We start from the raw sequence: 23512 nt of genomic DNA, 5'->3' as shown, positions 1-23512 counted from the left end.
CACGGGGGGCTTGGTCATGGGGGGCGGGGCGGCGGAGGGCGCGGCGGTCACGCGAGCCGCCAGCGGGGGGTGCCCGTCCGGCGGGCTGGCCGGAATGGGGTGGTCCGTACGGGCGTCACGCTCACCCCAGCACCAGCTCTTCGGCGAGCGCCTGGAGGCGGAAGCGGGCGACGGCGAGGTTGCCCTCCACACGGTCCAGCCAGAGGTGCAATACCAGACGGCTGTCGAAGACGGTGTCAATGAAGCGGATCAGGTGATAACTGCGGCCCGCGGTGACGATGATGTCCTCCAGCGGCGACCGCCGGTCCTCCGCCACGGTGAACGTCTGACTCTCAACGGCCGCGCGTACCAGGTCGGTTGCCTCGGCAGCCGAGGTCTCGTGCTCGCCGGTCGGGCTGTCTCCGAGGCTGCCGAGGGCGAGTCCGCTACCCCAGTCGACCAGGCTCGCGGCGCGGGCGCCGGCGATCGCCATCGCTCCGGAGAGACATTCGTCGATACCCGGCACACCGGCTCCTTCGCGGGGTCTGGGGTGGCCGGCCGCAGCGCGGTTCCGGCCGGATCGCCACCAGCAGTGGCAGGTTCGACACGGAAGGCTACTGCCGGTTTCCATATGACGAACATTCCAATGGCATATTCACACCGGAAGCAGCAAATTCCAGCCAAGGTGTGACGATGCGTCAGCCTTGCCTGATCGGCAGAGTCGCTGGCCAGTCGGCCGTCGTCGAACGCCGCCCGTCAGCCACCTGGCACGGGACCTTGGCTGATACCGGACTGAGCGACAGGGTTTCGGAGGCGAAAGTGCGATAAGAGGACGCGAGCGATGGAGCGTCGACGCCGGGCAGTCGTGTCGGTCGAGACCAGGGCGGACGGGTCGAGTCCGGGCGGACACGACGAAGGGGCTCGTTCCGCTGGACGGAACGAGCCCCTTCGGGTGGAGCGCCAGGCCCGGGTCGCACGGACTCTTCCTACTGAAAGTAGGACGTGCTCTGGTAGCACCGCTGACGCCTGTTCGAGAGATCCCCGCTTCGGAAGATCATTTCCTCTCGACGGGAAGAACAGTAGCAGCTCATCACCCCTGATCAGAAATCGCCGCCGGTCGAACGTCACCGCTCCGCCGGACCCGGCTCACGCTCGGCCCAGCGGCGCCCGGTAGCCGGCGGTCAGGGGTGCGGGCCCACTCACACCTGGCCGACGGCCTCGGCAAGCAGTCGGTAGGAGTCGAGCAGCTCGGCGCGGTCGTAGGTGCTGGTCACGACCAGGAACTCGTCCGCGCCCGTGCGCGCCACCAGGGCGGCGAGCTCGGCGGCGGCCTGCTCCGGGGTGCCCGCGATGTGGCCCTTCAGTGACTGCTCGAACGCGGCCCGCTCGCGCGCGCTCATCGCCCGCGCCAGGATCTCGGCGGCCGGGGCCAGCGGCGGGAACTCCCCGTGGGTGCGGGAGTACGCACCGGCCCAGGCCTCCGGGACGAGCAGGTCGCGCGCCCGCTCCTCGGTCTCGGCGACCGCGACCGTGCCCGACACCACCACGTACGGCTCGGCGGCCTGCGCGGAGGGGCGGAACCGGGTGCGGTAGCGGTCGATCGCCCCGAGCATCCGGTCCTCCCCGCGGGCGGCGGCGATGACCAGCGGCAGCCCGGCGTCGGCGGCCAGGTCGGCGCCCGCACCGGTGGCCAGGACGAAGGCCGGGACGTGCAGGCCCTCGGCCGGCCGGGCGTGGACGTCGCGGTGCACCCGCTGCGAGCCGTCGAAGTAGCCGAGCAGTTCGGCCAGCTGGGCGCCGAAGTCGTCCGCGGCGTCCTTCTCCCGCCCGAGCGCCCGCCGGACACCGTCGGTGAAGCCCACCGAACGGCCGAGCCCCATGTCGATCCGCCCTGGAACAGTGCCGCCAGCACCCCGAACTGCTCGGCCACCACCATGGGTTGGTGGTTCGGCAGCATCACCCCGCCGGTGCCGACCCGGATCCGTGTGGTGGCGGCCGCCACCGCCGCGGCGAGCACCGTCGGCGCCGAACCGGCCACCCCGGGCACGCCGTGGTGCTCGGAGACCCAGACCGGTGGTACCCCAGCCGGTCGATCTCCCGGGCGAAGGCCACCGTGTCCCGCAGCGCCTGCGCCGGCTCCTCGCCCCGTCTGGTGCGGGAGCGGTCGAGGACGGAGAGCCTGGTCGGGGGCGTAGCGCTGGTCACGTCGGTGGACAACACCCACCCGCCGCGCGGGCATTCCCCGCCGGGCCGAGGCCGCCTCGCACGACCCCGGCCCGCCGCCTCGGGCCCCCGGGACCGGCCGCGAGCCTCAGTCCGTCACCGCGAAGTCCCACGCCGCGCCCAGCCGGTGGAGCGAGTCCCGACCGGGGATCCCGTCCGCGGCCCCCGCCGTGTAGCCGCACCGCCGCTGCCAGCCCGCGTACGCGGTGACCGTACTACTGCCGTAGGAGCCGTCCACCCAGCGCTGTTCGAGCAGTCCCTCGTCCGCCAGCGCCTGTTCGACGATCGCCACCTCGGCCCCGTACGTCAGGTGCCCCTGCTCGCCCCCCGGATCGCTGCGCGCCGCCGCCACCACGTGTGCCAGCGAGACGGTGCGCGGCCCGGGCAGGTAGCCGAGCAGCCGCCGCAGCGAGGCCTCGCCGGGGACGCCGTCCGCCGCCTGCCCCGTGTAGCCCAGGCTCCGCTGGTAGTCCGCGTAGTTCTCGGTGTCCGCGTCCGTCCAGTCCGGCCCGGGCCCGGAGTGGTAGTGGACGCCGAAGCCGTGCCCGACCAGCGCCCGCCCGACGGTGGTCACCTGGTAGCCGTGGGCGCCGTAGCCGTACGCCAGGCCGTTGATGCCGACCTGGTACCGGGCCGGGGTGGAGTCCCCCGGCGGGGGCGGGGAGCCGGAGCCGGCGGTGAACGCGGGCCAGGAGCCGGGGTCGGTGTGGTCGTTGAAGGGCACGTGGGCGTGCGCGTACCAGCCGCCGCGGGTCTCCCAGACGCCCTCGTCACGGTGGGATGAGAAGTCGGTCGGACGGCCCATCGGCCACACGTCGGGCACGCCCCAGGAGGAGATCCAGGCGTGGATCCGGTCCCAGCCCGCGCACGGGGTGTCGACCAGTCGCGGGTAGACGGCGCCCTGGTAGCGGCAGTACGGGAAGAACACCGCCTCGATCTGGATCACCACCCGCCCGGCGCGGTTGGTGCGGGTCGGGCTCTGGGCCGGGCTGAGCAGGCTCTTCGAGCGGGAGTCGGCCGGGAACAGCTGCGTCGCACGACCGCTGAACGGGTCCCAGACCAGGTGCGGCGCGTCACCGGCGCCGCTGCCGGTGAAGTACCCGACGAGGTCCTCGTAGCTGCACCAGTCCTGCGGTGCGGCGGCGGTCGCGTTGCGGTCCCAGGTGATGTGCGCGATGGCCTTCGGCGGGTACTGCTGGTCGGTCGGCGCGTGGTCGCCGAGGTCGTGGATCTCGGCACCGGGCAGCCACAGCTCGGGCATGCGGACTCCTCCGAACGGCGTAAGGACGTCACTCGGAAGTATCGGCACGTCCGCGTTCGGGATTGACCCCGGCGGCGAGATGCGCGACGGCGAACCGCCGGGTCTCGCTCTGACATTCGGATCATCGACAGCAATTCGCCACCGCGTGCGAGCCGCTCGCGCTCGGGGGTGCGTTCCACACCGCCCACGGCGACCGCCCGGTCGAACCGAACCCGCCGTTCGTCCCCGACGTCCGGGGGCGGTTGCAGTTGCGTCTCCGTTCAGCTCGACGGGGGTGTGGAGCGGCCGCCGGTCCGGGATCGTAGGGGCAACGACTCGTGCGGCGGGGGGAGTTGCCATGGGGGACGACCGGGACTTGGTAGCGGGCGTGGTGGGGGCGCTGGTCCGGCTCGCTCAGGGGACGGCCGGCGGGCCGGGGCAGGCGGTGGCCGAGGTGGTGCGGGCCCGGTTGCGGCTGATGCCGGAGGGGGCGCGGGCCGTGGCTGCGCTTGAGGCGAGCCCCCACGATCCGCGGGCTCGGGAGGGGCTGACCTCCGCCGTCACCCGACTGCTGGCCACCGACGTGGCGTTCGCCCAGTACGTGGCGACCACCGACCTCGGAAGACCCGCCGACCCGACGACCGTCCAGCTACGGGTGGGTCCGGAGGCGGATCCGGCGACCGTCCAGCTGCGAACGGACTCCTCGGGCCCGAGCACCGTCCAGCTCCGGGTCGATCCGGCGGTCGCCCATGCCCAGGCCCTGGCCGCCCGGCGCGGCAACACCGCGATCATCATCGCGCTGGCGCTGGTCCTGATCGCCGCCGTGGTCGCGCTCGGGATCCACCTCGGTTCGCGCCCGCTGCTGCGCCCCAACGGCCCCGACTTCGCCCACGCCGCGCGGACCATCCGCGACCCCGCGCGGGTGCAGGGGGTGCTGCCGGACGTAGCGGCCATGCCGGGCGGCTGGCAGGTGGAGAGCGGGCCGCGGTCCGGGACCGGTTCCGGGGCCGACGTGCCCTGTCTGCTCCCGGACGCCTGCGACCAGCAACTCGCCTACGCCACCGTGACCTTCCGTGCCGCACCCGTCCAGTCTGTGCAGTTCACCGTGGTCACCTTCGCCTCCCCCGAGACGGCCGGCCGGGCCTTCGCCGGCGGGCTCGCCCTCGTCGACGGCGAGGGCGAGGGCGAGGGCGAGGGCGAGGGCGACGCGACTGCGGTGACCATCCCGTCGATCGGCGACCAGAGCGCCGCCCGGGAGCGCGGTTCGTCCATGGCGGAGGCGCTGGTCCGGGTCGGCTCGACGTTGCTGTACGTACGCGACCAGGGCCCGGGTGCGGCCGTCGCGACGCCCGCCCTGACCCTGTTCGCCCGGCTGCTCGCCGAGCGCGCCCAGCAGGCCCAGGACGGCCACACCCCGAATGCGGACTTCCACGCCGACGCCACCTGACCGACGAGGAGACCGCAGCACGGCGGCACCACACGCCCCACACGCCCCGCAGGCCCCACCCGGCCTGCGGGGCGTTCCGTCTGCCGCCGCGCCCGCCACCCGACGCCCGACCGCCCCCGTCCCCCGAATGCATGTATCGCTCTCTTGACTGGCGTCACGAGCGCGCCATACTGGCTCTACTCCCGCTCGCACGATGAGGTGCCCGCCCATGGAGCTCTCCCCCTCAGCACATGTGGACACGTTCAGCCGCGACCATCTCCCACCCTTCGACCAGTGGCCCGAACTCCTCTTCGAACTACCGGAGTTGGCCTACCCCGACCGCCTGAACTGCGCGGCCGCCCTGCTCGACGACACGATCGCCCGTCTCGGCCCCGACCGCCGCTGCCTGCTCACCCCCACCGACCGGTGGAGCTACGGCGAGCTGCGCGACCACGCCGACCGGATCGCCCGGCTGCTGACCGATGACCTGGGCCTCGTCCCCGGCAACCGGGTGTTACTGCGCGGCCCCAACACCCCCTGGTTGTCGGCCTGTTGGCTCGGCGTCCTGAAGGCCGGCGGGGTGGTCGTCACCACCATGCCGCTGCTGCGCGCCACCGAGCTCACCGAGCTGATCCGAGTGGCCCGGCCCACCGTCGCCCTGTGCGACCACCGCTTCCTCGCCGAACTCCACCGGGCGAACGCCCCCGACCTGCGCGTACTCCCCTTCGGCGGCACCGGCCCCGAGGACCTCACCGTACGCTCCGCGACCCAGCCGAGCGGCTTCACCGCCGTACCGACCGCCGCCGACGACGTCGCGCTGATCGCCTTCACCTCCGGAACCACCGGCCGCCCCAAGGCCACCCTGCACTTCCACCGCGACGTGCTGGCCAACGCCGACACCTTCTCCCGCCACCTGCTCCGCCCCACCCCCGACGACCTGTTCGCCGGCACCCCGCCGCTCGGCTTCACCTTCGGCCTCGGCGGCCTGCTGGTGTTCCCGCTGCGGGCCGGCGCCGCCAGCCTGCTGCTGGAGCAGGCCACGCCCGACCAACTCGCCGAGCAGGTGGCCCGCCACGGCGTGAGCGTGCTGTTCACCGCGCCGACCGCCTACCGGACGATCCTGGCCGCCGGGCTGGCCGACCGGCTCGCCGGCGTGCGGCGCTGCGTGTCGGCCGGCGAGCCGCTGCCCGCCGCCGTCTGGGAGGCCTTCCACGAGGCCACCGGGAAGCGGCTGATCGACGGCATCGGCGCGACCGAGCTGTTGCACGTGTTCATCTCGGCCGCCGACCAGGACATCCGCCCGGGCTCCACCGGCCGCCCCGTGCCCGGCTACCGGGCGACGATCCTGGACGAGCACGGCGACCCGGTGCCGGACGGCCGGCCCGGCCTGCTCGCGGTCAAGGGCCCGACCGGCTGCCGCTACCTGGACGACGAGCGCCAGCGCGGCTACGTCCGCAACGGCTGGAACCTCACCGGAGACACCTACGTCCGCGACCGGGACGGCTACTTCTGGTACCAGGCGCGCCACGACGACATGATCGTCTCGGCCGGCTACAACATCGCCGGGCCCGAGGTGGAGCAGGCGCTAGCCGGCCACCCCGCGGTGGCCGACAGCGCCGTCGTGGGTGCGCCGGACGAACGGCGCGGCACGGTGGTCAAGGCGTACGTGGTGCTGCGCGAGGGCGTGTCCGCCGGGCCGGAGACGGTCAAGGAGCTCCAGGACCACGTCAAGCGCACCATCGCACCGTACAAGTACCCGCGCGCCGTGGAGTTCGTCACCGAGCTGCCGCGCACCCCGACCGGCAAGCTGCTGCGCGTCGAACTCCGTAGGAGGTCCGCCCTGAAACCCGCCAGCGTCACCATCGAGCGCCGGGTCGAGTGGTCCGACACCGACGCGGCCGGGCACTACCACTTCTCGGCCGTCCAGCGCTGGGCCGAGGCCGCGGAGGCGACGCTGCTGCGCCGGCTCGGGCTGGCCGAGCTGTTCGGGCGGATCCCCCGGGTGCACTTCGAGGCGGACTACCGCGAGCGACTCTGGTTCGGGGACGTGGTCCGCACCGAGCTGCGGGTGCTCCGGGTCGGCGGCTCCTCGCTGCACTACGCCTTCGAGGTGCACGGCCCGCAGGGGCTGGCCGCCAGCGGCCGGATGTCGGTGGTGCACGCCGCCCCGCACTCCAAGGGCGCCGAGCCCTGGCCCGCACCGGTGCGCCGGGCGCTGACCGAGGCCGGACCTCAGCAGGCGGAGGTGCTGGCGTGACCACCGGAGCAGGCGTGACCACCGGAGCAGGCATGACGGCCGGGGCCGACATGACGGCCCCGGCCCGCCGGATCGCGGTGATCGGCGCCGGCCCGGGCGGGCTCTACTTCGCCGCCCTGGCCAAGCAGTTGGCACCGCACCGGGAGATCACCGTGTTCGAACGGGACGCCCGGGAGGACGAGTTCGGCTTCGGCGTGGTCTTCTCCGACGAGACCCTGGACGGCATCGCCCAGGCCGACCCGGCGGTCTTCGCCGCGATCAGCGCCGAGTTCGCCCGCTGGAGCGACATCGACATCCGCTACGCCGGGCAGGTCCGCACCAGCGGCGGCCACGGCTTCGCCGCCCTGGACCGCAACCGCCTGCGCGCCATCCTGCAACAGCGCTGCGCGGAGCTGGCGGTGGACGTGCGCTACCGCACGCCCGCCCCACCGGTCGAGCAGCTGTCAGCCGAATACGACCTGGTGGTGGCCGCCGACGGCATCCACTCGGCCACCCGGGCGGCCCACCCGGACGCCTTCCGCACCGAGCTGGACGAGCGGGACTGCCGCTACATCTGGCTCGCCACCGACCAGGTCTTCGAGGCCTTCACCTTCATCGTCGAGGAGTTCGACTTCGGCGTCCTGCAGGTGCACGCCTACCCGTACAGCCCGACCCGCTCCACCTTCATCGTCGAGATCGCCGAGGACGCCTGGCGCCGCGCGGGTTTCGAGGCCTTCGCCGCCCGGGAGTCGGCACGCGGCGAGAGCGACGAGGAGAGCGTGAACCGCTGCGCCGAGTTGCTCGCCGGCCACCTGGACGGCCACCGGCTGATCCCCAACGCCTCCCGCTGGATCCGCTTCACCACGGTACGGAACGCCAGTTGGCGCCACCGCAACGTGGTGCTGCTCGGTGACGCCGCGCACTCCGCGCACTTCTCGATCGGCTCGGGCACCAAGCTGGCCCTGGAGGACGCCCTCGCCCTGGCCGCCGCGCTGAGCGAACAGCCCACCCTGGACGGCGCCCTGGCCGCCTACGAGGACGAGCGCCGGCCGGTGGTCGAGTCCACCCAGCGGGCCGCGCAGGCCAGCCTGGAGTGGTTCGAGACCGTCGGGCGGCGCACCGGGCAGGGCATCGACCAGTTCGCCTTCAACCTGCTCACCCGCAGCCGCCGGGTCACCTACAGCAATCTGCGCGCCCGCGACCCCGCCTTCGTGGACGCGGTGGACGCCGCCGTCGGCGGCTCGCCCGGGGTGCCGCCGACGTTCCGGCCGCTGAAGCTCGCCGCGCTGGAGCTGCGCAACCGCGTCGTGGTGCCCCCACTCGCCACCTTCACCTCCCCCGACGCGCTGCCCAGCGCCTTCGACCGGGCCCAGCTGACCGCCCACGCGCTCGGCGGCGCCGGACTGGTGCTCGCCGGGATGACGGCCGTCAGCCCCGAGGGCCGGGCCACCGACCGCTGCCCCGGACTGTGGAGCGACCGCCAGGAAGCGGCCTGGAGCGAACTCCGCGACGCCGTACGGGCGGTGAGCGACACCCCGGTCGGCCTCCAGCTCACCCACGCCGGCCGCCGGGCCGCGACGACCGTGCCGGGACCGGACGGCATCGGCCGCCCGCTCGCCGAGGGCTGGCCGCTGCTCGCCGCCTCGCCACTGCCCTGGGACGCCGAGAGCCCGACCCCGCACGAGGCCAATGAGATCCAACTCGCGGCCGTCACCGCCGACTTCGCCGCCTCCGCCGAGCGGGCCGCCCGGGCCGGATTCGACGTGCTGGAGCTGCAGTTCGGCCACGGGCACCTGCTCTCCTCCTTCCTCTCCCCGCTCACCAACCACCGCACCGACCACTACGGCGGCCCGCTCGCCCACCGGCTGCGGCTGCCGCTCGAGGTGCTGGCCGCCGTCCGCGCCGTCTGGCCCGCCGGCCGGCCGCTGCTGGTGCGGATCTCGGCCGCCGACTGGGCCCCCGGCGGCACCACCGAGGCCGAGGCGGTGGCGATCTGCCGCGCGCTGGCCGACGCCGGCGCGGACGCCCTGGACGTGTCCACCGGCGAGGTCGTCTCGCACCAGCGGCCGCCGTACGGACGCGGCTACCAGACGCCGTTCGCCGAACTGATCCGCGCCGCCACCGGGCTGCCCACCGTCGCGGTCGGCGCGATCTCCGGGCACGACGACGCCGACTCCGTGCTGCTGGCCGGCCGCGCCGACCTGGTCGCGATCGGCCGGGCCCACCTCCACGACCCGCTCTGGACCCTGCACGCCGCCGCCGACCAGGGCTACACCGGACCGGGCGCCCGCTGGCCCGAACCCTGGCGGGCAGGCAGCCGCAAACCGCCGGGCCCCGGCGCCGACCGGGTCGCCCCGCGGCTGCACCTGCTGCGCGAGCCCGCCCCGCCCGTCCACCGCCGCTGGCTGCCCGTTCGAGCCGAGGAGTGAGCATGCCGGACCTGCCCCACTTCACGGCCGCCGCCGTGCAGGCCGCCCCGGTCTACCTGGACCCGGCCGCCACCGTGGACAAGGCCGTCGCCCTGATCCACGAGGCCGCCGGCCACGGCGCCGAACTGGTGGTCTTCCCCGAGGTCTTCGTCCCCGGCTACCCCTACTGGAACTGGACGATGACCCCGGTGCAGGGCTCGCCCTGGTACGAGCGGCTCTATCGCGCCGCCGTGGACGTCCCCGGCCCGTACGTGGACACCCTGCGGGCCGCCGCCCGGCAGACCGGGGTGGTGCTGGTGATCGGCGTCAACGAGCGCGGCCGGCACAGCCTCGGGGTGCTGTACAACACCCTGCTGATCATCGGCTCGAACGGCGAACTCCTCGGCGTGCACCGCAAACTGGTACCCACCTGGGCCGAGAAGCTGACCTGGACCCAGGGCGACGGCAGCTCGCTGAAGGTCCACCGCACGGCCGTCGGCCCGCTCGGCGCGCTGGCCTGCGGGGAGAACACCAACACCCTGGCCCGCTTCACCCTGCTGGCCCAGGGCGAACTGGTCCACGCGGCAAGCTACATCGCCCTGCCGGTGGCCCCCGAGGACTACGACATGGCCGAGGCGATCGCGCTGCGCGCCGCCGCCCACTGCTTCGAGGGCAAGCTGTTCACCGTGGTCTCCTGCTCCACGATCTCACCCGAGATGGTGGAACTGATCGCCGGCGAGGACCAGCAGGTCCGCAAGCAGCTCGCCCGCCCGCGCAACGCGCTCTCCGGCATCTTCGGCCCGGACGGCCGGGCGGTCACCGAGCCGCTGGTGGACGAGGAGGGCATCGTCTACGCCGAGATCGACCTCGGCCGCTGCATCCAGCCCAAGCAGATGCACGACATCGTCGGCCACTACAACCGCTTCGACGTGTTCCGGCTGCACGTGGACAACCGCCCGCTGCGGCCCCTGGTACTCCCCGAGGAGGAGACATGACCGGCGACAACAGCTACGACGACGACCGGATCGGCCGCGCACGGGTCAACGACAGTCCCGAACTGCTCGCCTACTACGAGGAGTTGGCCAAGCACGAGGCCGGCGCCCTGTGGACGGTGGCGAACGAGATCGAGCCCTGGTACCCGCAGCCCCGCTCCGTCCCGGTGCTCTGGCGCTACGCCGACCTGCGCCCCCTGGTCCGCAAGGCGCTCCCCCTGGTGAAGGCCGACGACGCCGGCCGCCGGGTGGTGATGCTGGTCAACCCGGGCCGCCGCGAACTCAGCGCCGCCGTCGGCCTGTTGTACACCGGCCTACAGATCATGGGCCCCGGCGAGGCGATGACCGCGCACCGCCACCAGGCCTCCGCCCTGCGCTTCGTCCACGAGGGCGCCGGCGCCTGGACCGTCGTCGACGGACAGAAGCTCGAGGTCGGCCCGCGCGACTTCGCGATCACCCCCAACAACACCTGGCACGAACACGGCAACGAGGCCGAGGACAACCCGGTGATCTGGCAGGACGGCCTGGACATCCCGCTGGTCAACACTCTCGACGCCAACTTCTACGAGGTCCACCCCGAGCTCTACCAGCGGCCCGGCCCGGTGGTGAACTCCTCGCTGCTCAGCTACGGCGGCAACCTGCTCCCGTACGGCGTCGAGAAGTGGACCCGGCCGTACTCCCCGCTGCTCGGCTGGCCCTGGGAGCCCAGCTACCACGCGCTGTGCCAACTCGCCCGCGCCACCGAGGGATCGCCCTACGACGGCGTGGTGATGGAGTACACCAACCCGGTCACCGGCGGCTCGGTGATGCCCACCATGGCCGCCCACCTGCAACTCCTGCGCCCCGGCCAGGCCACCCGCGCCCACCGGCACACCGGCTCGGTGGTCTACACCGCGGCCAAGGGACGCGGCGTCTCGGTGATCGCGGGGCAGCGCTTCGAGTGGCAGCAGGGCGACATCTTCGTCGTCCCGTCCTGGGCCTGGCACGAGCACGCGAACCTCGACCAGGGCGAGGACGCCTGCCTGTTCTCCTTCAACGACTTCCCGGTGATGCACTCGCTCGGCCTCTACCGCGAGGAGGCCTACCCGGACCACGACGGACACCAGCCCACCACCGCCTCGTAACACCCGACACGGGAGCCCCGCCACCATGCACCTGCTGACCTACTGCGCCGACGGCGACGACACCCCGCGCCTCGGCGCCCGGATCGGCACCGACCGGGTCGCCGACCTGACCGCCCTCGCCACCGCCGCCGGGGCCCGACTCCCCAGCGACCTGCTCGGGTTGATCCGGGCCGGGGCGCCCGCGCTGGCCACCGCCCGCGAGCTGCTCGCCGGAACGCCGGACACCCGGCCGCTCGCCGAGGTCTCGCTGCGCGCCCCGCTACGTCCGGGCAAGATCATCGGCATCGGCCTCAACTACGTGGAGCACGTGGCCGAATCGCACCGCAGCCTGGACACCGAGCGCGAACTCCCGGACCGCCCGGTCCTGTTCGGCAAACCCGCCACCGCCGTCACCGGGCCGGGCCAGCCGATCCTGCACAACGCCGACCTCACCAAGCAGCTCGACTGGGAGTGCGAACTCGCGGTGGTGATCGGCGAACCCGCCTACCGGGTGGCCGAACAGGACGCCCTGCGGCACGTGTTCGGCTACAGCATCGTCAACGACATCAGCGCCCGCGACCAGCGCCGCTCCGGGCAGTGGTTCTTCTCCAAGGGCCAGGACAGCTACGCGCCGTTCGGCCCGGGCGTGGTCACCGCCGACGAGATCCCCGACCCCCAGCGGCTCGACCTCTCGCTGCGGGTCAACGGCGAGCCGCGACAGAACTCCAACACCCGGTACATGCTGTTCGGCATCGCCCGGCTGATCGCCGACATCTCCTCCGGCATGACCCTGGAACCGGGCGACGTGATCTCCACCGGCTCCCCCTCGGGGGTCGGCGCGGGGATGGTCCCGCCACAGTTCCTGCAGCCCGGCGACCTGGTCGAGGCCACCATCGAGCGGATCGGCACGCTCGCCAACCCCGTGATCGACGCCCGCTGAGCGCCCGCAGAGCGCCCGCAGAAAGGAGCACCCGCTGATGCCGACGTACCGGATCGGCCAGATCGTCCCGAGCTCCAACGTCACCATGGAGACCGAGGTCCCCGCCCTGCTGCGGGCCCGCGAGGCGGTCGCCCCCGAACGGTTCACCTTCCACTCCAGTCGGATGCGGATGACCAGGGTCACCCCCGAGCAACTGCGCGCCATGGACGCCGAGTCCGACCGCTGCGCCGCCGAACTCTCGGACGCCCGGGTCGATGTGATCGGGTACGCCTGCCTGGTCGCGGTGATGGCCACCGGCCCCGGCTACCACCGCGAGGCCGAGCAGCGGCTGCACCGGCGCACGGCCGAGAACGGCGCGCCCGCGCCCGTGGTCACCAGCGCCGGCGCCCTGGTCACCGGCCTGCACACGCTCGGCGCCAAGAAGGTCGCCATGGTCACCCCGTACCTGCGGCCACTGGCCCGTACGGTGGTCGACTACCTCGCCCAGGAGGGCATCGAGGTGCTCGACCACGCCGCCCTGGAGATCGCCGACAACCTCGACGTGGCCGCCCACGACCCGGCCCGGCTGCCCGCGATCGCCAAGGGCCTCGCGCACGCCGAGGCCGACGCCGTGGTGCTGTCCGCCTGCGTGCAGATGCCCTCGCTGTCGGCCGTCGAGGAGGCCGAGCAGCAGCTCGGCAAGCCGGTGGTCTCGGCCTCGATCTGCACCACCCACCAACTCCTGCGCGCCCTCGGCCTGCCCGCCTTCGCCCCCGGCGCCGGGCACCTGCTGTCCGGCGCTTACGAATAGCTGCCCGTGCGCGGTCACCTGCGCACAGGCTCCTGCGCGCGGACACCCGCGCCTGGAACGCGACACCGCCGCTATGATCACCACCAGCCGTCGGGGAGGAGGGCCCAGGCATGTCGGAGAGCGCGCCCCGGCCCAGCTCCCTGATCCACACCATCTACGGCGAGTACGTCCGCCGCCTCGGCGGCTGGATATCGATCGCCGACCTGATCGCGCTGATGGCCGAACTGGACGTCGACGGCCCGGCCGTCCGCTCGGCGATCTCCCGGCTGAAGAAGGCCGGCACCCTGCTCCAGGAACGCCGCACGGGCACCGGCTACCGGCTCGACCCCGCGATGGACCCGGTGTTCGAGGAGGGCGACCGGAGGATCTTCCACAGCCTGGAGCCTGCCGAACTCGCCGACGGCTGGGTGGTGGCGGTCTTCTCGGTGCCCGAGTCCGAACGCGCCCACCGTCACCAGCTGCGATCCCGGCTCAGCTGGCTCGGCTTCGGCAACGCCGCCCCCGGCGTCTGGCTGGCGCCCGCCCGACTTCTGCCCGACGCCCGCCGCCTGCTGGAGCGCCTCGGGCTGAGCGCCTACGTCCACCTCTTCCTCTCCGCCGAGTACGCCGGCTTCGCCGAACTCCGGACGGCGGTGGCGAGTTGGTGGGACCTCCCGGCGATCGAGGCGCAGTACGCGGCCTTCACCGACGCCTGGCGCCCGGTCGCCGAGGAGCTGCGCGGGCAGGAGCGGACCGACCCGGTCCAGGCGTTCCGGGACTACGTGCCGATGCTGACCGAATGGCGCCGGCTGCCCTATCTCGACCCCGGCCTGCCCGCGCCGCTGCTGCCCGCCGACTGGAACGCCGTCCCGGCCCGCGCCGTGTTCACCGAGTTGCACGGACGGCTCGCCGAGCCCAGTCTGCGATACGTCGAGAAGGTCACCGGGCTGTCCCACTCCCAGGAGCCGCCATGTCCGACGGAAAGACCGACCACTCCCCCGCCGACCTGCTGATCCGCGCCGCCGCCGTCCACACCCTCGACCCCGGCCGGGCCCCCGGCGAGCCGCCGCAGCGGGCGATCGCCGTCACCGGCGGCCGGATCACCGCCCTCTCCCCCGAGCCCGCCGGTCTGGACGACCTGATCGGCCCCGGCACCGAGGTGGTGGACGCCCCGGACGCGACGGTGCTGCCCGCCTTCGACGACACCCACACCCACCTGATCATGGCGGGCCACAGCGTCCACGGCGTCCCCGTCCACCGCACCCACGACCTCGCCGAGTTCCTCGACCTGATCCGCGAGCGCGCCGCCCGCACCCCCGCCGGGGAGTGGATCCGTACCACGGTCAACTGGCAGGAAGTGCTGCTGGCCGAGCAACGGCTGCCCACCACCGAGGAGTTGGACGGCGCCACCGCCGACCACCCGGTGCTGGTGCGCCGTGGCGCGTACAACATGGTGCTCAACTCGCCCGCGCTGCGACTGGCCGGGATCACCGATGCCACCGAGGCGCCGCCCGGCGGGGTGATCGAGCGCGACGACCGGGGGCGGCTGACCGGCCGGCTGATCAACCGGGCGATCGAGCCGGTCGAACGGGTGCTGCCGCGCCCGACCCTCGCCGAACGGATCGAGGGCCTGCGCGCGGCCTCCGCCGACTACGCCGCCACCGGGATCGGCACCGTACGGGACTGCCTGGTGCCGGTGGAGGACCTCGACGTGCTGCACGCGGCCCGCGCCGAGGGCGCGCTCGCCGTGCGGGTCCGGGCGCTGGTCTCCGGCTTCGCCGCCCGCACGCCGGAGCAGGTGGACGCGCTGCTGGATCAGATGGATGACTGGCGGGCGCAAGGCCGGGACGACGACCGACTCCGCTTGTGGGGGGTCAAGTTCGGCATCGACGGCGGCTTCGAGGCGGGCGCGCTGGAGGAGCCGTACCAGGGCCGGCCCTGCTACCACGGGCGGCTGCTCTGGGAGCCCGGGGACCTGCTCGCGGCGGTGGACCGGGCGGTCGGGCGCGGCTGGAGGGTCGGCGTGCACGCCTGGGGCGATCGCGGCCTGCGGGTGCTGCTGGACGTCTTCGAGCAGGTGGTGAAGCGCCGCCCGGGCCTGCCGCCCGGCACCCTGGTGGTCGAGCACGGCGGGCTGGCCCGGGCCGACCAGCGGGCCCGGGCGATCGCGCTCGGCGTGCCGGTGACCGTGCAGCACCCGCTGCTGCACGACGGCGCGCTCGCCCAGCAGCGGACCTGGGGCGAGGAGCGCACCGCGGCGCTGTTCCCGCTGCGCGAGTGGCTGGACGAGGGAGCGCAGCTCTCGGCGGGCTCGGACTTCCCGGTCGGCCCGTACGGGGCCATGGTGTCCGTGTGGGGGATGACCACCCGCGACACCACGGCCGGGGTGGTCGGCCCGGAGCACGCGATCGAGCGGGCCGAGGCGATCGCGCTGCACACCGTGAACGCCGCCCGGCTGACCGGCGAGAGCGCCGAGCGCGGCTGCCTGCGGCCGGGCGCGCTCGCCGACCTCACGCTGTGGCCACTGGATCCGCTGAGCTGTCCGGTGGACGCGCTGCGCGAGCTGCGGCCCGCCCGTACGGTGGTCGGCGGGCGGACGGTGCACCGGAGTTGACGGCGTCGGACGCCGCCACTGCGGGTCGGCACTCAGGCCGCGATGAGCTCCCGCAGGTCGACGCCGCGGTGCAGCGCGCGCAGGTCCTCGTGCAGGGTGGACGGCGGGACGACGAGCACGCCGCACGGCGCGTGGTCGAGGCAGTAGCGGCTGACCGAGCCGCGCAGCAGCCGGCGCAGTCGTCCGCGCGTCGTGCCGTGGCGGCCGGCGCTGATCACCAACAGGTCGCCCGGCCGGTCGGCCAGCTCGGCGAGCACCTGACCGGCCTCGCCGCGCATGACCAGCGGCCGCACCTGCACGCCGATCGGCAGGCCGCCGAAGGCCTGCTCCAGCGCGCGCTCCAGCCGGGCCTCGGCGGCGTCCTGCCAGGCGCGCAGCAGCGGCGGACAGGGCCGGGCGCGGTAGTTGCGCTCGCCGCCGACCGGGGTCCAGGCGAGCACCGGGACCAGCACGGCCTGCCGGGCGCGGGCCTCCTCGGCCGCCCGGTGCAGGGCGGTGAGACTGTGCAGCGAGCCGCTGACTCCGACGATGACGCGCGCGACGGGCGACATGATCCTTCGCTTTCCGATTCCAAGACTGTTCCGTGTCTTCGATTATGCTGCCACTACCTCGCCTCGACCTGCAAATCGAAGGCATTAACTGAATATCGCCTTGCATCAACCGATGGATGGCCCGGCTGCCCCCTCGGCCGGTCGGACCTCCTGCAACAGCCCCCAGGTGAAGTCGGCCGTCCACGTGCGCACCCGCCCGTCCGCGTCCGGCGCCTCGAAGTCCAGCTGGAACCGGGTCGGCGCACTCCCCTCGCGCGGCACGGCCCCCGGGAAGGCGGCGCCCACATCGCCCACCACGCAGCCCCACGGCGCCAGGTCCGCCCGCGTCCGCAGCGCGGGGGCGGGAGCACCGGCCGCCCGGACCAGCCACTCGTTCAGCAGCGGCGCGCCGATCCCCGCCGGGCCCAGCAGGGTCTCGAAGCGCAGCTCGGGCCAGAGCGGCAGCGCCCACTGCCGCGCCTCGCACGCCAGATCCCCGATCCGCCGCGGCAGGCTCACCTCCGCCGGCCCCAGCACCGCGGCGTACCGGGCGGCGCCGTGCGGGAACCGGGGCGCGCGGACCATCGCCTGCCAGCGCTTGTTCGCCTCCCGCATCGAGGCACGCGTGGCACCGAGCCGCCGCACCGCGTCCTCGACCAGTTCGGGGTGGTAGTCGGCCATCCGACGCAGCAGGACGAGCTGGAACTCGGTGACCCCGAAGCCGTTGATCGCCATGGCGGCAGGCTAGCGGCCGGGTGGAGAGCCCGCCTGCGGCTCCAGCCGGGCATCCCAGGCGGGGGCGAGGACGCGCTCCGCCTGGACGCCACCGGCACGAGCGCCGGTCAGACGAGCGTCGAGGTGTCGATCACGAAGCGGTAGCGCACGTCCGAGGCGATCATCCGCTCGAAGGCCTCGTTGATCTTCGCGGCCGGGATGATCTCGACCTCGGCACCGATGCCGTGTTCGCCGCAGAAATCGAGCATCTCCTGGGTCTCGCCGATGCCACCGATGAGGGAACCCGCGCAGATGTGGCCGTGCATGACGAGGGAGAAGACGTCCAGTGACAACGATTCGGGGGGAGCGCCGACATTGATCAGGACTCCACCCGGCTTCAGCAGCCTGAGGTAGGAGTCCAGATCGACTCTCGCGCTGGCCGTGTTGACGATGAGGTCGAAGGCGCCGACCAGTTGCTCGAAGGTGGCCGGGGCGCTGGTGGCGACGTAGTGGTCCGCGCCGAGGCGCAGACCGTCGTCCTTCTTCTTCAGCGACTGGGACAGGACGGTGACCTGGGCACCCAGGGCGTGGGCGATCTTGACCGCCATGTGGCCGACTCCGCCGAGTCCGACGACCGCGACCTTCTTGCCGGGGCCCGCGCCCCAGCGGCGCAGCGGGGAGTACGTGGTGATGCCCGCGCACAGCAGCGGGGCGGCCTCGTCCAAGGCGAGTGCCCCGGGGATGCGGACGACGAAGTCGTCGTCGACCACGATGTGCGTGGAGTAGCCGCCCTGAGTGAGTGTGCCGTCCTTGTCGATGGAGCCGTACGTGAGGGTGTTGCCCTTCAGGCAGTACTGCTCCTCGCCCCTCAGGCAGGGCGCGCACTCTCGACAGGAGTTGACCATGCAGCCGACGCCGACGCGGTCGCCGACGGCGTACCTGGTGACCTCGGAGCCGACCTGCGCGACGACGCCGGCGATCTCATGGCCGGGGACCACGGGATAGGAGGCGGGACCCCACTCGCTGCGGACATTGTGGATGTCCGAGTGGCAGATGCCGACGTACTCGATCTCGATCAGGACGTCGTGCGGGCCGACGTCCCGCCTCTCGACGGTCGTGGGGGTGAGCGGTTCGGTCGCGGACGTCGCGGCGTAGGCGGGAACGGTGAGCACGTCGTCTCTCCCGTACTTCGAGGATGCGTGCCGATGGCCGGTTGATCGCGAGCGTTCGCGCCGGCCCACAGGTGACACATCCACCCTGCGCCACAACCCGGGCCGGAGCCACCTGGGCGGGGTGGCGGCCGGCAGCCGTTCCGGCCGGTGGTGGCGCGCACCACGATCGACGCGGGCCGAGACCGGATCGTTCGAGACGAGAGGGTGAGCGGCGGGAGCAATTGTTCGAGCATGTGTTCGATTCAAGGCGTAGGCTGGCCCCATGCACAGCACCGTCCACCTCCAGCCCTCGCTGTTCGACGACGGCGACACCGGGGGCGTCCGCCTCGGCCCGCTCGACGGCCTGCGACGGCTGGTGCTCGGCGACGGCGCCTGGCTGGACGTGCTGCCCGGCTGGCTGCACGGAGCGGACGAGCTGTTCGAACAGCTGGCCGCGACGGTGCCCTGGCGGGCCGAGCGGCGCGAGATGTACGAGCGGACGGTCGACGTCCCACGGCTGCTCGCCTCCTACCCGGCGGAGGCCGAGCCGCCGCACCCCGTCCTCGGCGCGGCCCGCACGGCGCTGAGCAGGCACTACGCGCCGGAACTGGGCGAGCCGTTCCGCACCCTCGGGCTCTGCTACTACCGGGACGGCCGGGACAGCGTGGCCTGGCACGGCGACCGGATCGGGCGCGGCGCCCGCGAGGACACCATGGTGGCGATCCTGTCGGTCGGCGAGCCGCGCACGCTGGCGCTGCGGCCACGCGCCGGCGGCGGAGCCGTCGTCCGCCGACCGCTCGGCCACGGCGACCTGGTGGTGATGGGCGGCTCCTGCCAGCGCACCTGGGAGCACGCGATCCCGAAGACGGCCCGCCCGGTGGGCCCGCGGATCAGCATCCAGTTCCGCCCGCACGGGGTCGCCTGAGGCCCCCGCTTGCCACCCACCCGCCGGGCGCGGAGGCTGAACGGAGGCTGACGAGTGGGCCGATGGCACCAGGAGGGCGGCATGCCGAAGGCGGGCCGGTACCACGAGGGCGTCCCGTGCTGGGTCGTGCTGACGACCCCGGACGTCCCGCGCGCGCAGCGCTTCTACGGCGCGCTGTTCGCCTGGGAGTTCGTCCCGACCGACCCCGGCGAGGCCGTCGCCACCCGCCACGGCGCGCAGGTCGCGGCGATCGCCTCCGCACCCCGGGCGGCGTCCGCCGCCTGGAGCACGTACCTCGCCTGCGCCGACCTGAGCCGTACCGTCGCGCTGATCCGCGCCGCCGACGGACGGATCGCCCGCGAGCCGTACGAGGTGCCCGACCAGGGCCGCGCCGCCCTCGCCGTCGACCCGCTCGGCGCGCCCTTCGGCCTGTGGCAGGGAGACGCCGTCGACGGCGCCGGGCTGGTCGACGAGCCGGGCACGCTCGCCTGGAACGAGCACCTCTCCCCCGACCCGGACGCCGCCCGCGCCTTCTACCGCGAGGTCTTCGGTTACGGCTACGACCGCCCGCGCGCGGGACACACCCTCGCCCGGGTCGCGGGCCTGCCCGCCTGCGGGATCGGCCCCTCCGACCCGCCGCGGGCCGGCGCCGCCTGGCGCACCCACTTCGGCACCGCCGACGCCGACCGCGCCGCCGCCCGACTCCACACCCTCGGCGGCAGCGTCCTCACCGACCCCGAGCCCACGCCCTTCGGCCGCTCGGCCCTGGTCCGGGACGACGCCGGCGCGGAGTTCGTCCTGATCACCGTCCCGTCCGACGAGTCCGCGGAGGCCGCCTGAGACGACCGGTCACCTGCTGGAAGTCGAGGGGGAACGCGGACGGGGTCCGGCACCTGAGCAGGTGCCGGACCCCGTCCGACAGTGGAGCGCCAGGCCCGGGTTGCACGGACTCTCCCTACTGAAAGTAGGACGTGCTCTGGTAGCACCGCTGACGCCTGACGAGAGATTGTCTCCCTCGCGACAGGAAGTACAGTACCAGTTCCGTGATCAGGCACCGAATCGGAGGGGAACCCGGCATGACGAGCACTCAACCTGAGGTCGTTCCGTACGCGGACGGGCGCCTGCTGGACGTCCACCGCCCGACCGTCGGCGCCGCCGGGCCCGCCCCGGTGGTGCTGCTCTGGCACGGCTCGGGCCCGGACGAGCGCGACGTGATGGCGACGCTCGCCCAGGAGGCCGCCGGGCTCGGCCTGTTGGTGCTCGTCCCGGACTGGCGCTCCGACCGCGAGGACCGCGGTCGCGCCGACCTGCTCGCCTCGCTCGCCTTCGCCCGCCGCAACGCCGCCGCGTACGGCGGGGATCCGGAGCGCTTCGTGCTGGCCGGCTGGTCGCTCGGCGGCCGGGAGGCGGTCGCCGTGGCCACCCACCCCGACACCCCCGCCGAGCTGCGTCCCGCCGCCGCCGTCGGCATCGCCTCCGCCTACGGCCGCGCGGCTGCCACCACCGGCGACTGCCCGCTCGACCTCCTCGCCGCGAGCCCGTCCCCGGTCCCGATCCTGCTGGTGCACGGCACGACGGACGAGGTGGTTCCGGCGGAGCTCACCCGCCAGTTGCACGCCGTCGCACCTACCGCCGAGTTGCTCGAACTCCCCACCGACCACGCCGGTGTGATCATGACCGCCTACAGCCCCGAGGCCGAGCGCTGCCTGCCCGCCACGGACCCGGACACCCTGAACGCCGGTCGCCGGACCGCCGCTGTCCTGGCCCGGGCCGCCGGCCTGCCGTAGCCGAACTGCCGTAGCCGCCCTGTCACAGCCGGCCGGCGCCGTCGCCCCCCAGGGGCTCAGTTCCCCGCCACCAACTCCCTCAGCCCGTGCCCGCGTTCCAGCGCCTCCAGGTCCCGCTGGAGCGGCGGGTGCGGCACGGTCAGCACCGGGCAGGTGGCGTGCCGCACGCAGTAGGCGGTGACCGACGGCCGGATCAGCCGGGACAGGCGGCCGCGCTCGCGGCCCGCGCCGAGCACCAGGACGTCCCCGGGCCGGTCGGCGCTGCGCACCAGGGTGTGGCCGGCGTCCCCGCGGACGGCCTGGCAGCGCAGCCGGGCACCGGCGTGGCGACCGGCGAAGGCCTCGTCGAGTGCCTGCCGCAGTCGCGCGACGGCGGCGTCGCGACCGGCGTTGAGCACCGGCGGGCAGACGGAGCGGCGGTACCCGAGTTCGTCGCCGGGCGGGGTCCAGCACAGCACCGCGAGCACCTCGACGTCCGCGCGCCGGGCCTCGGCGACCGCGCGGTGGAGGGCGGCGAGGCTGCCGAGCGAGCCGCTGACGCCGACCACGATCCGGCCCTCGTCCGCTCCCGTGTCCGCCATGGCCCGCCCCTTCCGCTCCGTCCGCGTCACCGAACCGACCCGCGCCGTCCTCCACATCCGGCCGACGCAGGCCGCCTCCACCAGCCCGACCCCGCCGTCTCCGTACGACCGGACCGCGCCGCGTCACCCCAGCAAAGCCGCCCGCGCCCCGCCCGCCCTGCCCGTTGACACGGCCCTGACGCCGCGCCCGACGTTCCGTACGCGTCCCTGATGCGCCCGGGGCCGTTCAGGCCCCCGGTGCCTGCGGTGCCTGCGCCTCCCACAGGTCGGCGAACATCCGGTCCAGGTGCTCCTCGCCGATCGGCGGGACCGGCAGCGGGTGGGTGGCCTGCGCGCGGAAGCCGTCCAGCAGCAGGGCGAGGTAGCGGCGCCAGAGGTCGGGGCGCAGCTCGGTGGCGGCGGGCAGGGCGCGGCAGAGCGGGCCGAGCAGGAAGAGCAGGTCCATGGTGACCACGTCGCGCCGCATGGTGCCCTGCTCCTGGGCGCGGGTGATCAGGGCGCCGACGGTGGCGGCGTGTCCGCGGCTGATCTCGATCATTCCGGGGATGGTCGGGATGGCCTGGGCGACCAGGTCGTTGATGCCCCGGTCGGCGGCGACGAGTTCGAAGATCCGTCCGAAGTAGCGTTCCAGGCCGGTCCAGGCGTCCTCGGCGGCGAGCGCTTCCTCCCCCGCCGTGGCCAGGCCGGCCCCGGCGTCCGCGAAGACCTCGGCGATCAGCGCCTCGCGGGTCGGGAAGTGCCGGTAGAGGGTGGCGTTCCCGACGCCGGCCTCCTTGGCGATCTGGTCCAGGGGGACGTCGAGGCCGTGTCGGGAGAACATCTCGCGGGCGGCGGCGAGCAGCAGGTCCCGGTTGCGCTGTGCGTCGCGCCGGAGCCGTCCCGGGGGGTTCGCGCTGCTCGGTGCCATGCCCCGACCCTAGCAACCGCGCGGCTGCCCGGTGCTCGGCGGCTCGTCACCGGCGCCGGCAACTACCCTACGGGGAAACGGAGAAGCCGCGTCCGAGGCGGCTGGAGAGTACGGGGGGAAAGATGGCCACAGTGGTGGAGTTGCGGTACTACCCGGTGAAGGGCTGTGCCGGGGTGGTGGCGGAACAGGCGGAGCTGACCCGGGCCGGACTGGCCCACGACCGCTCGTTCATGGTGGTGGACGCGAAGGGCGTGTTCCGTTCCCAGCGGCGGGACCGGCCCCTGGCGACCGTCCGTCCGACCGTGCTCGGGGGCGACCGGCTGGCTCTCGCCGCGCCCGGGGTGGAGCCGGTGGAGTTCGCCGTCGACACCGAGGGCCCGCGCTGCGAGGTGCGGATGTTCGACACGCCGTACGCGGCCGTCGACCAGGGCGAGGAGGCCGCCGGGTGGCTCTCCGAGGTGCTGGGCGCGCCCAGCCGGCTGGTCCGGGTGCCGCCGGAGCACGACCGGGTGACCGACGGACTGACCCCGGGGACGTCCGGGTTCGCGGACAGCTCCGCCGTGCACCTGCTGTCGCGTTCCTCCCTGGACGACTTCAACGCGCGCTCGGACGGGGCTCCGCTGCCGGTGGACCGGTTCCGCCCGAACCTGGTGGTGGACGGTTGGCCGGAGCCGCACACCGAGGACCTGCTCCGCCGGTTCACCGTCGGCGGCGCGGAGTTGGGCTACACGAAGCTGGCGATCCGCTGCGCGGTGACGCTGGTGGACCAGTCGACCGGCGCCAAGGCCGGCCCGGAGCCGCTGCGCACGCTGGCCCGCTACCGCCGCGCGGCGGCCGGCGGCGTGGCGTTCGGCAGCAAGTTCGCGGTGGTGCGGCCGGGCACGCTGCGGGTCGGGGACGAGGTGGCGGTGAGCGCCTGGGGGCCGTCCGAGCTGTAGAGCCGTGGCCGGTACACCCGTGGCCCCGGCGGGAAAGTTCGCCGGGGCC

20 protein-coding genes and 2 pseudogenes are annotated in these 23512 nt (G+C 73.8%); 14 read left to right on the top strand and 8 right to left on the bottom strand.

What is annotated here, in order from left to right; genetic code table 11:
- Positions 1-121: 121 nt before the first annotated feature.
- From ACFVWU_RS28105 to ACFVWU_RS28095, 3 genes and pseudogenes are all read right to left on the bottom strand, one after another.
- Entirely contained in the window at positions 122-505 is a 384-nt protein-coding gene (locus ACFVWU_RS28105; protein ID WP_387626087.1) for a hypothetical protein, read from the bottom strand.
- Positions 506-1178: 673 nt separating this feature from the next.
- Positions 1179-2184: pseudogene (locus ACFVWU_RS28100) on the bottom strand (MsnO8 family LLM class oxidoreductase).
- Between the two features lie 106 nt (positions 2185-2290).
- Positions 2291-3463 (bottom strand): peptidoglycan-binding protein, encoded by a 1173-nt coding sequence (locus tag ACFVWU_RS28095; protein WP_387626085.1) that lies wholly within the window; start codon positions 3461-3463, stop codon positions 2291-2293.
- A 337-nt stretch (positions 3464-3800) separates the two neighbouring features.
- On the opposite strand from ACFVWU_RS28095, the gene ACFVWU_RS28090 reads away from it, so the two are divergent.
- From ACFVWU_RS28090 to ACFVWU_RS28045, 10 genes and pseudogenes are all read left to right on the top strand, one after another.
- Positions 3801-4889, top strand: a complete 1089-nt coding sequence (locus ACFVWU_RS28090; protein WP_387626083.1) for a hypothetical protein — start codon at positions 3801-3803, stop codon at positions 4887-4889.
- A 208-nt stretch (positions 4890-5097) separates the two neighbouring features.
- A pseudogene (locus ACFVWU_RS28085) lies at positions 5098-6708 on the top strand (AMP-binding protein); the annotation flags it as partial.
- Complete coding sequence (locus ACFVWU_RS28080; RefSeq protein ID WP_387626118.1) at positions 6709-7125, top strand: acyl-CoA thioesterase; 417 nt, start codon at positions 6709-6711, stop codon at positions 7123-7125.
- 32 nt (positions 7126-7157) lie between these two features.
- Entirely contained in the window at positions 7158-9533 is a 2376-nt protein-coding gene (locus tag ACFVWU_RS28075; RefSeq protein ID WP_387626116.1) for an FAD-dependent monooxygenase, read from the top strand.
- Between the two features lie 2 nt (positions 9534-9535).
- Positions 9536-10507 (top strand): carbon-nitrogen hydrolase family protein, encoded by a 972-nt coding sequence (locus tag ACFVWU_RS28070; protein WP_387626082.1) that lies wholly within the window; start codon positions 9536-9538, stop codon positions 10505-10507.
- Complete coding sequence (locus tag ACFVWU_RS28065; RefSeq protein ID WP_387626080.1) at positions 10504-11628, top strand: cupin domain-containing protein; 1125 nt, start codon at positions 10504-10506, stop codon at positions 11626-11628. The genes ACFVWU_RS28070 and ACFVWU_RS28065 overlap by 4 nt, the downstream gene beginning before the upstream one ends.
- A 25-nt stretch (positions 11629-11653) precedes the next feature.
- Positions 11654-12547: a fumarylacetoacetate hydrolase family protein gene (locus ACFVWU_RS28060; RefSeq protein ID WP_387626078.1), complete on the top strand. Its 894-nt coding sequence runs from the start codon at positions 11654-11656 to the stop codon at positions 12545-12547.
- A 37-nt stretch (positions 12548-12584) separates the two neighbouring features.
- Positions 12585-13337 carry an Asp/Glu racemase gene (locus tag ACFVWU_RS28055; protein WP_387626076.1) on the top strand — a complete coding sequence of 251 codons (753 nt, stop codon included), beginning with the start codon at positions 12585-12587 and terminating at the stop codon, positions 13335-13337.
- 110 nt (positions 13338-13447) lie between these two features.
- On the top strand, positions 13448-14329 hold the full coding sequence (locus ACFVWU_RS28050; protein WP_387626074.1) for a PaaX family transcriptional regulator C-terminal domain-containing protein: 882 nt from the start codon (positions 13448-13450) through the stop codon (positions 14327-14329).
- Positions 14287-15930 carry an amidohydrolase gene (locus tag ACFVWU_RS28045; protein WP_387626072.1) on the top strand — a complete coding sequence of 548 codons (1644 nt, stop codon included), beginning with the start codon at positions 14287-14289 and terminating at the stop codon, positions 15928-15930. Before ACFVWU_RS28050 ends, ACFVWU_RS28045 begins: the two co-directional genes overlap by 43 nt.
- A 32-nt stretch (positions 15931-15962) precedes the next feature.
- Here ACFVWU_RS28045 and ACFVWU_RS28040 read toward each other — a convergent pair whose 3' ends face one another.
- The 3 genes from ACFVWU_RS28040 to ACFVWU_RS28030 form a co-directional block, all read right to left on the bottom strand.
- Positions 15963-16481, bottom strand: coding sequence for a universal stress protein (locus tag ACFVWU_RS28040; RefSeq protein WP_387626070.1), 519 nt, complete (start codon positions 16479-16481; stop codon positions 15963-15965).
- Between the two features lie 105 nt (positions 16482-16586).
- The gene (locus ACFVWU_RS28035; protein WP_387626068.1) at positions 16587-17195 is read right to left on the bottom strand and encodes a hypothetical protein; all 609 of its coding nucleotides are present in this window, start codon (positions 17193-17195) and stop codon (positions 16587-16589) included.
- A gap of 107 nt (positions 17196-17302) precedes the next feature.
- Positions 17303-18346: an NAD(P)-dependent alcohol dehydrogenase gene (locus tag ACFVWU_RS28030; protein ID WP_387626066.1), complete on the bottom strand. Its 1044-nt coding sequence runs from the start codon at positions 18344-18346 to the stop codon at positions 17303-17305.
- 262 nt (positions 18347-18608) lie between these two features.
- On the opposite strand from ACFVWU_RS28030, the gene ACFVWU_RS28025 reads away from it, so the two are divergent.
- The 3 genes from ACFVWU_RS28025 (at position 18609) to ACFVWU_RS28015 (ending at position 21037) form a co-directional block, all read left to right on the top strand.
- Entirely contained in the window at positions 18609-19250 is a 642-nt protein-coding gene (locus tag ACFVWU_RS28025) for an alpha-ketoglutarate-dependent dioxygenase AlkB (protein WP_387626064.1), read from the top strand.
- A gap of 81 nt (positions 19251-19331) precedes the next feature.
- Positions 19332-20090: a VOC family protein gene (locus ACFVWU_RS28020; protein ID WP_387626062.1), complete on the top strand. Its 759-nt coding sequence runs from the start codon at positions 19332-19334 to the stop codon at positions 20088-20090.
- Between the two features lie 236 nt (positions 20091-20326).
- A complete protein-coding gene (locus ACFVWU_RS28015; protein ID WP_387626060.1) occupies positions 20327-21037 on the top strand; it encodes an alpha/beta hydrolase family protein in 711 nt (236 codons plus the stop codon).
- A 56-nt stretch (positions 21038-21093) separates the two neighbouring features.
- On the opposite strand, the gene ACFVWU_RS28010 is transcribed toward ACFVWU_RS28015, so the two are convergent.
- Both ACFVWU_RS28010 and ACFVWU_RS28005 read right to left on the bottom strand, forming a co-directional pair.
- A complete protein-coding gene (locus tag ACFVWU_RS28010; RefSeq protein WP_387626058.1) occupies positions 21094-21618 on the bottom strand; it encodes a universal stress protein in 525 nt (174 codons plus the stop codon).
- A 226-nt stretch (positions 21619-21844) separates the two neighbouring features.
- Positions 21845-22525, bottom strand: coding sequence for a TetR/AcrR family transcriptional regulator (locus tag ACFVWU_RS28005; RefSeq protein ID WP_387626056.1), 681 nt, complete (start codon positions 22523-22525; stop codon positions 21845-21847).
- Between the two features lie 122 nt (positions 22526-22647).
- Here ACFVWU_RS28005 and ACFVWU_RS28000 point away from each other — a divergent pair, with 122 nt between their 5' ends.
- Entirely contained in the window at positions 22648-23463 is an 816-nt protein-coding gene (locus tag ACFVWU_RS28000) for an MOSC domain-containing protein (RefSeq protein ID WP_387626054.1), read from the top strand.
- Positions 23464-23512: the final 49 nt, after the last annotated feature.

Origin of the sequence: Kitasatospora sp. NPDC058190, assembly GCF_042883685.1 — a bacterium.
Taxonomy (GTDB): Bacteria; Actinomycetota; Actinomycetes; order Streptomycetales; family Streptomycetaceae; genus Kitasatospora.
This window is presented reverse-complemented; position numbering and strand designations above follow the sequence as displayed.

What these genes read in the sequence shown, in the direction of transcription:
- ACFVWU_RS28010 (WP_387626058.1), bottom strand. Translation starts at nt 21,618, where the DNA reads ATGGCGGACACGGGAGCGGACGAGGGCCGGATCGTGGTCGGCGTCAGC.
- ACFVWU_RS28020 (WP_387626062.1), top strand. Translation starts at nt 19,332, where the DNA reads ATGCCGAAGGCGGGCCGGTACCACGAGGGCGTCCCGTGCTGGGTCGTG.
- ACFVWU_RS28000 (WP_387626054.1), top strand. Translation starts at nt 22,648, where the DNA reads ATGGCCACAGTGGTGGAGTTGCGGTACTACCCGGTGAAGGGCTGTGCC.
- ACFVWU_RS28045 (WP_387626072.1), top strand. Translation starts at nt 14,287, where the DNA reads ATGTCCGACGGAAAGACCGACCACTCCCCCGCCGACCTGCTGATCCGC.
- ACFVWU_RS28040 (WP_387626070.1), bottom strand. Translation starts at nt 16,481, where the DNA reads ATGTCGCCCGTCGCGCGCGTCATCGTCGGAGTCAGCGGCTCGCTGCAC.
- ACFVWU_RS28060 (WP_387626078.1), top strand. Translation starts at nt 11,654, where the DNA reads ATGCACCTGCTGACCTACTGCGCCGACGGCGACGACACCCCGCGCCTC.
- ACFVWU_RS28055 (WP_387626076.1), top strand. Translation starts at nt 12,585, where the DNA reads ATGCCGACGTACCGGATCGGCCAGATCGTCCCGAGCTCCAACGTCACC.
- ACFVWU_RS28035 (WP_387626068.1), bottom strand. Translation starts at nt 17,195, where the DNA reads ATGGCGATCAACGGCTTCGGGGTCACCGAGTTCCAGCTCGTCCTGCTG.
- ACFVWU_RS28005 (WP_387626056.1), bottom strand. Translation starts at nt 22,525, where the DNA reads ATGGCACCGAGCAGCGCGAACCCCCCGGGACGGCTCCGGCGCGACGCA.
- ACFVWU_RS28070 (WP_387626082.1), top strand. Translation starts at nt 9,536, where the DNA reads ATGCCGGACCTGCCCCACTTCACGGCCGCCGCCGTGCAGGCCGCCCCG.
- ACFVWU_RS28090 (WP_387626083.1), top strand. Translation starts at nt 3,801, where the DNA reads ATGGGGGACGACCGGGACTTGGTAGCGGGCGTGGTGGGGGCGCTGGTC.
- ACFVWU_RS28075 (WP_387626116.1), top strand. Translation starts at nt 7,158, where the DNA reads ATGACGGCCGGGGCCGACATGACGGCCCCGGCCCGCCGGATCGCGGTG.
- ACFVWU_RS28015 (WP_387626060.1), top strand. Translation starts at nt 20,327, where the DNA reads ATGACGAGCACTCAACCTGAGGTCGTTCCGTACGCGGACGGGCGCCTG.
- ACFVWU_RS28095 (WP_387626085.1), bottom strand. Translation starts at nt 3,463, where the DNA reads ATGCCCGAGCTGTGGCTGCCCGGTGCCGAGATCCACGACCTCGGCGAC.
- ACFVWU_RS28050 (WP_387626074.1), top strand. Translation starts at nt 13,448, where the DNA reads ATGTCGGAGAGCGCGCCCCGGCCCAGCTCCCTGATCCACACCATCTAC.
- ACFVWU_RS28065 (WP_387626080.1), top strand. Translation starts at nt 10,504, where the DNA reads ATGACCGGCGACAACAGCTACGACGACGACCGGATCGGCCGCGCACGG.
- ACFVWU_RS28025 (WP_387626064.1), top strand. Translation starts at nt 18,609, where the DNA reads ATGCACAGCACCGTCCACCTCCAGCCCTCGCTGTTCGACGACGGCGAC.